Genomic DNA, 8,931 nt, shown 5'->3' on the forward strand with positions numbered 1-8,931 from the left:
TTATGCACACCAATTTTATTGTAAACATCGAAGTGAGTGAGTGAGTGACTCGATGTCGTAGATGGCTTTCAGAGAGAAGAAGCCAAGGATGACAACCGCACCCGTCCTATTCCTTCTGGCAGGAACCCAGTTTTTATTCCAAATTCAGGCAATATTGTAAACAAATCGATAGTTACGAAGCCTTCCACCACGGTTTGTTTACACTTTCTGAACGAGGCAACGACGGCTAGAAACAACTTCTCGCTCGCCGCGTGGCAACCGGGGTGGGGTCTCCAACCCCACCCCGGCTACCACTGAGCGTGGGCCGCTACACCAGCATCAAGGGTTCGCTGCGCCGGGTGCTCGCCCGATCCCCGCGCTTCGCGCGGGGCATGCGGCCTCCGCGCCCGCCCTTGACCCTGGCTCCGCTTGATCGTCGTCGCCCGGCTTCACCTAGCCGCGTTCCAGCGCGCGCAGCTCCTAGATCATCGGCTCGCCGGCTAGGTCATCTAGCAGAGCCTTGTAGATCATGCCCGCGCCACGACCATCGTTTGGTCAGAGTGCTGTGTTGCATGGCTTAGACATGAGTGAAGGCAAACTGACATGCCTGCGCGCAGCCTTGGCAGGAGCCTCGATTGCAGCGCATACTGCATCCCAATCGCCCACAAGAACCACCTGATCCACACCACGCGTGACCGCCGTATAGATCAACGCCTGGTCAAGCAACGTCGACCTCCTCAATGGCACGATGACACGCCGGAACTGGCTGCCCTGACTTTTATGGACGGTGATTGCATACGCATGCCGGAGTGCTTCGGCCTGCCGGCTATTGAGTTCGTATCTAGTGCCTTCAAACTCACACGCACAACAGGGTTGCTCTGCGTCCGTGGCGTCGAGCCCGTCAATGATGGTGCCAAGAGAACCGTTGCGCAGCCCGAGGTCGTAATCATTCTCGGTGTAGATCACCAGGTCGCCGACGCGCAGTGGTATTCGATCGTTAGTCTGAGCGCCAACCTTCCCATACGATGGGTCGAAGGTGAAGAACATTGCGGAATCACGCCGATATTCTTCATGGAAGGATCTGTTGATGCTGCCGGCGCTTCCGAACCCTTCACGCGTAGTCGACAGGATCTGCACGCTGTTGTCGCTCCCGTCACCGCCCAGATCTCCATACACGCGCCGAACGGTATTGACCATCTCGGAATCAGTGCACCTGACGAACGATACGCCTGAGCCCTTGCCTGTATATTGAGCGAACTGCGGCACGCGATGCTCGCGGATGGCTCTGGCAACAGCCGGAATCCCGCTTTCAGCAGTTTGGCGTTGGGTTACTTTCAATTCAGTCTGTTCAATCGCCGGATGGCCGGCTAAGGCATGCAGCACCAATCCCGGCCCAATTGGAGGCAACTGCGACGGGTCTCCAACGAGGATTAGCTTGGTGCCAGGCGGGATATGGCGCAGCATGCGGTACATAAGAATCACATCGACCATGCTCATTTCATCGACCACAACGACGGTATTGTGGCCGAGATCGCTGCCGTCAACCTTCTTCAGGAAACCGGCAATGGTCATGCTCTCCCTGCCTGTCGCTTCGCTCATTCGTTGTGCGGCTCTACCGGCTAGGGCAACTTGGTAAATGGATGTATAGTCGTATGCATCCTCAAGCACCTTGTAGAGTGCCTTTAGAACAGTTGTCTTACCGGTGCCAGCACCCCCCATGATCAAACTCAGGTTTGACTCGGCACTCGTCATAACAGCATTGCGCTGCTCCGTCGATAGGGTGAATCCCTGTGCCGCCTCATATTCCTTGATTGCCTTCTGCACAGCGTCGCGTCCACGGTCCCTGAATCCAAGCCGCATTTGCAACCCCTCAGTCTCGCCGGCTGCGATTGCTGTCAGACGCTCCGCTATGTGCTGTTCAATGGCATAGGTGCCTGCCGGCTGAAGCGAGACGCCGATGCGGTAATACTGCGTACTCGGCTCACCAAGCGACAATGCCTTTCCCGCCAGTTCTTGAGTCTTGAGGAGGCTCACTAGCCGGGTTTTCGCCATGGAGACCGGCAAGCAAGTATGGCCGTCGCGCATGCCACCGTACAGTACCTCCTCGACAGCAGCATCAAGTCGGCGCGGGTCATCGAGCGTGACGCCGAACCGGTTCCGCGCAAGCTCATCTACTTTTTTCCAATCGACTGCGAAACTGATGAGACGGTACGGGTTCTGCTCGATCTTCTGCTGTGCGTGGTCACGATAGAAGTCGACCACTTTCTTTCCGATGCGGCGGTCAATCGCCAGTCGATCCAGCCACAGCAATGTGCTTGCAACGTTATGCTTGGCAAAGGCATCGCATAGTGCGTGCGCAGATTTCTCACTCAGAACCTCGGTCAATGCATCGATGTTGCGTGCATTGATATGATCGATAAGCGCGAGGCCGAATGTCCTGTACAGCGTGCCAGCCTTGACTGAACCGATGCCCGCGCAATCTTCCGACTGTGCGATCCAGTCGATGATATTACGTCCTGAAGGGCAAAGCATTTCCGCAGCAGACACCTTGATTTGCTGTTCGTCCTTCCATTGCATCAGCGTACCCGTAACAGACCACTGCTGCCCCTTGGCCAGCAGGGATGGGTCCGGGATGATCTTGTAGTCGCAGACCGCAACGTAGTATTCCTTCGCAGAGGTCATCCCCGCGAAGATCGCGCCGCCGAATTTGCCGGAGTTTCGGATGGACGTCACGCGCAATTGAACGGACACGGGATCAATCATGGGTGCACCATCCGTCCGGTTTCGGCGAGGTGGGCGTCGAGATGCTCGAATTGCCTTTGCTTCTCGCGCAAGGCAGCGACTTCGGCACGCAGGGCAGCGTTTTCCTCTTCGAGGTTCTTGACGCGTTGATCGGCGCTGGCCTTGGCCCGAGCCAGACGACCGGCCACAGCCCGATCGGAATCCGCGTCCACGTCTCGATCAGAGCCGTTTTTAGCCGTTCTTTTGAGGTCGACCACCTCCTGTGCTGCCCCCAGGCGCAAACGCGCCTCCAAAGCTGCCAATTCCTTTTCGATTCCTCGGTTCTGGCGGAACGCGGGCGTCCCGAATTGGCATTCAGCAGCAACTTCAGTGCGGTTCAGTTTCCCGCCCCGAATGTAGTCAGCCCAGTCGTCAGCACGATCACGTTCGGCGATCCACTCCTTGAAACGCTGCAGTGCCTCCTGACCCTTTTGTTCGCCATTTTTGCCTTCACTCATCTGCTGACTCCTTATCGGAAGGGCGTTCAATTACCACCTTAAATCGATTTGGCTTGTTCCCATTGGGCACAGTAACCGTAGATCGTGCACGGTTCATAGACGGCAATGGCGCGTCCAGAACATCCTTGCTGATGCCCAGGCTAACTGCGTTATGTGCCCAGCGAATAAATTGGGCGTTGAGGTTATCGTTGGTCAATTGGAGGCGCGCCAATGCTGCTTCAGCACGCTCCAATTTGCGAGACAGTATCTCGATTTCTATTGCGGCTTGGGCCAGCGTGTTGATCTCTGGCGTTTGTAACCGCTTTTCTCTTAGCGTAATTTTGCGCGCGGTGAATGCGGTTTTTATTGCTTCCTTGCGCTCCAGTGCTTGGCGAGTGTAGCGTGGGTGCCCACGCCGATCGATCTCCTCGATGAGCAATTCCCAGGTTAGCTTTTCGGCAGACCACCCGTCTATGATTTGGATGATCTTGTTGATCGTGCTTGAAGTGATATTTGCTGCCCTTGACATGGCTTACGCTCCTTCCTGTTTGCGACGCGACTTCACCAGCGACATCGACAGTGCCGGCGCCTTGGTCTTCGCAGGCTGGACGGCGCCAGGCTTCAATGCCGAAGTTGGTTCCACCACTTTCGGCTGGGGTGGAAGTCGCGTCCGAACGGCAGCCTTGATACGTGATGGAGAGTCAGGGAGCGACAGACGTATGAGCGCGCCTTTCTCGATCGACGGATCATCTAAGATTTCACAGATCTGCTGGAATTTTTCCATCACCGCCTCATGCCCCTGCAGCCAAAGCTTCGCGCTTGTGTTCCCGTTCTCACACGCTGTCTTGGCGTTGTGATACAGATGCTGCGCTTCAGCATAGGAGGTCCGGATGTTGGTCTCGTGCGTCAGATTACCCTTCTGAATGACGTGCTCTTCACAGTTGATATGGTGGCCGAACTTTTGGCAAGGGGTCATTGAGAAATCGTGGACGCAGTGTCCTAGATCAGTCACATGACCAGTTTGGATCTTCGATGCAAGGAACTCCGATCTTAGGATCGGAATGTACTTTCCCTTGCCTTGAAGCGCGGTTGGAAGGTTGACCTTCATCGTCTCGCCGACAACTGCTTGGATCTGCTTGGCAGCATCGACTGACCTGTGATGGTTGTACGCAGCATTCTGCTGCACGTTTGCGCGCCCAGACGCGAGTGCAATGTCATGTTGAGACAGACCTGCTGCTTGAAGGAGCGTATTAAGGAAGTGCCGTAACTGGTGGGAGCGCAACTCAATCACCTCACCATCAGCACCGTGTATGTTCAGGCGTTCGAACATCGTCGGCATTTCGTTCTTGCCGTTTTTTGTCAAGCGGTTTGATACAAGACGGGTGGAAACCGGCACTATCATACACTGCATTGTTGTGGACCTCTCCCTTAGCTCTTCAGCCCGAAGAAGGCACAATGCGTCGCTGTAGCGCAGGCCCGTCTGGCGATCCAGGACTGGGAAGCCTTCCGGAAGCATGCTCAATATCGCCGCTTGCAACGATGTGAATGGAACGCGGGGGGCTTCGAACGCACGATTCTCATCGTGCCTCGCATGTCGCCAGTGAACAATGCTCGACTTGTCCATTTTGATGCCCCTATTGGTCAAGAAGCTAGTAACGGAGTTGTACTGTTCGCTCTCGGGTACTGAGTCATCAACGCCCCAGAGGATGGCGTACACCTCGCGCATGGACAGCATCTGCTTGTCGCGCAAATGTTTGAGTTTATCCGGTAGGTAAACCATCTCCGGATTCTTCTCATACCACGCCGCTATAACGCGTGCGGGCGCGCTGATATGAATTAACCTTTCAACGGCTTCACGCACCACCCCGATCATCGTATCCGCGACATGCTTGATCATGGGTTCACCACCTTTCGCGGGGAACCAGCGGAGGTAGAGACCGTCTTTCCCATTTGCGTCTTGAACGAAGCAGTCAAGCGGCAAAGTGACTGCTTCCGACAAGCGTGAAGGCGCGGCCAATAAAAGCACGCAGATTGATGACGGCAGTATGTCAGGGACTTCCTTGGCGCGGCTAAATGCCGTCGCTACAGCCTCCAGTACCTCCTGCGTGGGGAGCATCCTTTCGCGACGCTTTTCGAATTCATCACCCAGGCGTCCTCTTGCAGTGTCGTAGCCGATGCTACTGTTGGAGATTGGGTTTCTCCAATTGCAGGGGACCTTGGTAAGCCGGTTGTCGTCGAGGAAGTCGGCTAGTCGTTGAATGTCAACGCAGGCGTAGTAGGCAGTAGTCCCTTTCGGGTACTTGCGCTGGGAGATATCTGCTGCACGATTGAGCACTAAGGAATTGATCATCGTCGGGTCAGCAGAGCCGCTGCTCAGAAGGGCCATTTCGACCATCTGGAGCGCTCGGATGCGGACACGAATCGATGTAATGACGCGCGGCTCAATCGACTGCAAGTAGCGGATGTATGCTTTCGCGAATGGCTTGAAGTCCGGATGCAGCGAGACATCGTATCTCTTCGAGCTAGTGCTGTCCCAATTTGCGAACCGGATCGAAGGATTGCTTTGGCTTCCCTTAGTGGAAACAGACCCGTCTAGCGGCCATATGTCAGCATCAAAGGGCAAGTCTGAACCAAACGTCTCTATCTGATCTCTCGCATGCGCAATAAACCAGTCGAGGTTCTGGCGGGCCGTCGCTTCGCTTTTTGGAATGAAGGTAACAGGTTTCGTCATCTCATGATTCCTTCTTATTTCCGCGCCCGTCGTGCGTACTCTTCTCTACAATTCATGATCACCTGAGCCACGGCACCTAGCGTTCGGTCGTTGCCAGCTATGATGCGCGGCGAGCATTTGGCTGCGATCTTCTTTTCCCTGTCGGCTGACAGATAGGCGAAGACCGCTTCATGTGGGCCATCAAGCCAGGCCCTGAACAAGGGGCAGGTGTAACAGGCAATTGGCTTGTTAAATGCGCAGAATGAGTCGCTACCGCAACTGCCCATCGGAGCTTTCATGCTGGGGTCGATCTCGGGATTTACGATATGCCGAGTTGTATCGGGGTCCTTGCTTTCGTCATCCTTGATCAAGGTCGCTTTGCAGAGTTGAGCCAGGCGACCCAACTCAGCGGCGACCGCGATATCGATCCGCTTCCCTAATTCGAACAACCTTGCCAACTGAATGTAAGGCTTCACGCTGCTCGCCCACCTTTGTCCGAGGCGCCTCGCCGTTGCTTCCGGACCTATTCCTTCGCGAATGCAGTTTGTGCCGACCGTATATCGGAACCGACGGGGGTTCATCGCAATGACCTTCCCGGTACGCTCACTGAGAACGTCTAGCGATGCGACGACGCGTTTAACTTTCAAGCCGAGGTCCTCTGCTTGGCTGTGGTACTCATAACCAGGGAAGAAACTGTGCTCGGACAGGCATGGGAACATGGGGGCGAGACTTACATCCGGAAGTTTGCCTTCCATTGACAGCATTACATGATGTGCATAGTCATTAAAAAGCTCCGCCAAGTCGGGGATGATGTCCACTTCCAGGAACTCTTCACGCCATTTGGCTGCGCGGCCTTTCGCGAGCGGAATGCGCAGTTGATAACGCTCACCTTCGCGAGAATGAATGACCTGGAAGTCACTCACTTTCATCAGCGCGTACTGGATTGGCCGCGCGCCGAACAGAACGAACAACCACGTTAGGACGTAACTCTCCATGTCGATGGTACCGTGCGCATATGCTGCCGATAGCGCGTCTAGAAAGGATTCCCGTTCGACGTCTGTTAATGGGCCTTTTAATGGGCAAAGCGTGGTGATTGCCCTCGAACCCTTTGACTTCTGAAACTTGGCTTCCTTTATCCACTTCAATGCGTCGGTAGAAAGACCCGGAAGGTTCAGCTTCACCCATTTTCTGAAGAAGACAGCGGTGGACAAGAAGCTGTCGTCGCGCCCCACCTTCATACGATACCGTTCACGGTCTGCACTAAGGTGAGCACTTGTTACTTCAACGATCAAGCCATGCTTTTTCAAAACGCCTTCGAAGAAGCGGATGGCGTGGTCAGCGTAGGCGCTGACGGTCGTTGGCGAGCCGTGTTCGGCGTACCAAATCGTGACGCGCTTTAGCGCGTACATTAGAACTGGGGAGAGTTCTTGTATACAACCAAAGTCTATGTTGACGTGCTCGACTCCATCTATGTAATTCCACGTTGTTTCCCCAGGATCGAACACAACACCACTTCGGGTAGTGACGTATTTAGGAAGGGATAAAGAGTTGTGATCTCTGCTTCTCAAGCCTGGGGTCTTCGTCATGGCAGATAGTCCCGTCAGTTTTTCTGATTGCGTTGGTTTTTCCGGCGCGCGAAGTCTTCCTGTGCTTTGAGGACTGAGATTGCAGTCTTCTCCGCGATGTGACGCTGGTTGTAACGTATTGGCATCGTTGACTTTTCAGACCAGCCATTGAAGTCCCTGCGCTGATTGTCCGCCTCTTCTCCTGTCACGCCTTGTGCTTCAAATGCTTTCGAAAGGATGTAGTTGGCTGTGTGACGACAGATATGCGCCGACAACTTGCGCGGGAATTCCGGGAATTCTTCCCGGACCGTCTGAAATATTTTCTGCACACCGCTGGCCGTCAACGGATCGCCTTCGCGCGAAATGAAGACAAAGGGATTTCCATCCTTTACGTGATCTTTGCGCAGGCCCGGCTCTGATAGGTACTCATGGATTGCCATGAGCAGATCGGCAGAAACGGGCACATGGCGTTCGCGCGTCTTGGCTTTTGGCTCACGGCGCCGCTTATCCGCTTTATTGTCCTGGCGACGAATTACCGTAATGGTGTTATTGGCCCAATCGATGTCTTCCACTCGCAGCCCGAGGATTTCGCCGCGCCGTAAACCGGTGAAGATAAGGACTGTGAGTAGAAGTGAATTACGGTAGCGAACGAATTTGTTCTTGAAGGGGTTCTCCCGCGCCAATGGATCGAGCACATCCCATAGCCGCTCGATTTGTTCGTCAGTTAGGGATACTACTGGCTTGGAGGTGTTGCGCTTTGGAGGTTGGCGATTGGTGAAAGTGTCATACGTGATCTTGCGCTCTTCGTTCAACCGCAAGTATTTGCTGGTGTTTTCTGGAAGCCGCTGCAAGGCGCGTAATGCCATGTCGTTGACGTAGTCCCTGATGTACAGCACTCGTGTCCCGTAGTTGGTTAACTCTTGCCAATCTGCGACACGCTGCTTCATGCGCACGGCTTCGAGCGAAACAACCGATGGCTTCGGTGGAGTGGGCGCCGCAAACCTCTCGTCAAGCTGCTTGACAAGGTGGTCAAGCGGCACGCGGCATTGCGCAATGATGTACTCGATGTCTTCGATGCCAAGGACCTTACCAGCCCGGATATTCCCCTCAAGGTCGATGCTGCGAATGCGGCAGCAAATTTCCAAATGCATGATCGCGCGCAGGTAGGCGTCCACTGTATTCTCGGACGCATTCCTACTGCGCAGGACCGTCGCCGCATACACCGTAGGATGGAACAGCGGAACGCCGGACTGCCTATCCAATAGCAAGACTGCCCGCTCGCCGTTAGCCATTTGGAAGTGATGGATTGCGTAAGGATTAGGCACTTGTTTACGAAATAAAAAGGTGTGACTTAAGTATTTACGCGTTTACATGCCTTGTCAAGAAATAAACGCGTAATAAAATGCCCCGCTTGAGGCGGGGCGTTGTTTGTTTACGAAATGGAGAATAGGGTTCCTAA

At 54.6% G+C, this 8,931-nt stretch carries 6 protein-coding genes; all 6 read right to left on the reverse strand.

The features are described from left to right. Nucleotides 1-534 precede the first annotated feature (534 nt). The 6 genes from IGW03_RS36505 to IGW03_RS36530 are packed head-to-tail and all read right to left on the reverse strand — an operon-like array spanning nt 535 to nt 8,647. Nucleotides 535-2,742, reverse strand: coding sequence for an ATP-dependent DNA helicase (locus tag IGW03_RS36505; protein WP_194727289.1), 2,208 nt, complete (start codon nt 2,740-2,742; stop codon nt 535-537). After that, nucleotides 2,739-3,218 (reverse strand): VPA1267 family protein, encoded by a 480-nt coding sequence (locus IGW03_RS36510; protein ID WP_194727290.1) that lies wholly within the window; start codon nt 3,216-3,218, stop codon nt 2,739-2,741. Before IGW03_RS36510 ends, IGW03_RS36505 begins: the two co-directional genes overlap by 4 nt. Next, the gene (locus tag IGW03_RS36515; protein ID WP_194727291.1) at nt 3,211-3,726 is read right to left on the reverse strand and encodes a hypothetical protein; all 516 of its coding nucleotides are present in this window, start codon (nt 3,724-3,726) and stop codon (nt 3,211-3,213) included. The genes IGW03_RS36510 and IGW03_RS36515 overlap by 8 nt, the downstream gene beginning before the upstream one ends. Nucleotides 3,727-3,729: 3 nt before the next feature. Beyond that, on the reverse strand, nt 3,730-5,928 hold the full coding sequence (locus IGW03_RS36520) for a hypothetical protein (protein WP_194727292.1): 2,199 nt from the start codon (nt 5,926-5,928) through the stop codon (nt 3,730-3,732). 14 nt (nt 5,929-5,942) lie between these two features. Further along, nucleotides 5,943-7,493, reverse strand: coding sequence for a site-specific integrase (locus IGW03_RS36525; protein ID WP_194727293.1), 1,551 nt, complete (start codon nt 7,491-7,493; stop codon nt 5,943-5,945). A 14-nt stretch (nt 7,494-7,507) separates the two neighbouring features. After that, on the reverse strand, nt 7,508-8,647 hold the full coding sequence (locus tag IGW03_RS36530; protein ID WP_194727294.1) for a tyrosine-type recombinase/integrase: 1,140 nt from the start codon (nt 8,645-8,647) through the stop codon (nt 7,508-7,510). Nucleotides 8,648-8,931: the final 284 nt, after the last annotated feature.

Origin of the sequence: Noviherbaspirillum malthae (assembly GCF_015352985.1) — a bacterium.
Lineage (GTDB): Bacteria > Pseudomonadota > Gammaproteobacteria > Burkholderiales > Burkholderiaceae_D > Noviherbaspirillum > Noviherbaspirillum malthae.

Excerpts from the sequence above, each read along its gene's own strand:
- IGW03_RS36505 (WP_194727289.1), bottom strand. The coding sequence starts at position 2,742 with ATGATTGATCCCGTGTCCGTTCAATTGCGCGTGACGTCCATCCGAAAC.
- IGW03_RS36510 (WP_194727290.1), bottom strand. The coding sequence starts at position 3,218 with ATGAGTGAAGGCAAAAATGGCGAACAAAAGGGTCAGGAGGCACTGCAG.
- IGW03_RS36515 (WP_194727291.1), bottom strand. The coding sequence starts at position 3,726 with ATGTCAAGGGCAGCAAATATCACTTCAAGCACGATCAACAAGATCATC.
- IGW03_RS36520 (WP_194727292.1), bottom strand. The coding sequence starts at position 5,928 with ATGACGAAACCTGTTACCTTCATTCCAAAAAGCGAAGCGACGGCCCGC.
- IGW03_RS36525 (WP_194727293.1), bottom strand. The coding sequence starts at position 7,493 with ATGACGAAGACCCCAGGCTTGAGAAGCAGAGATCACAACTCTTTATCC.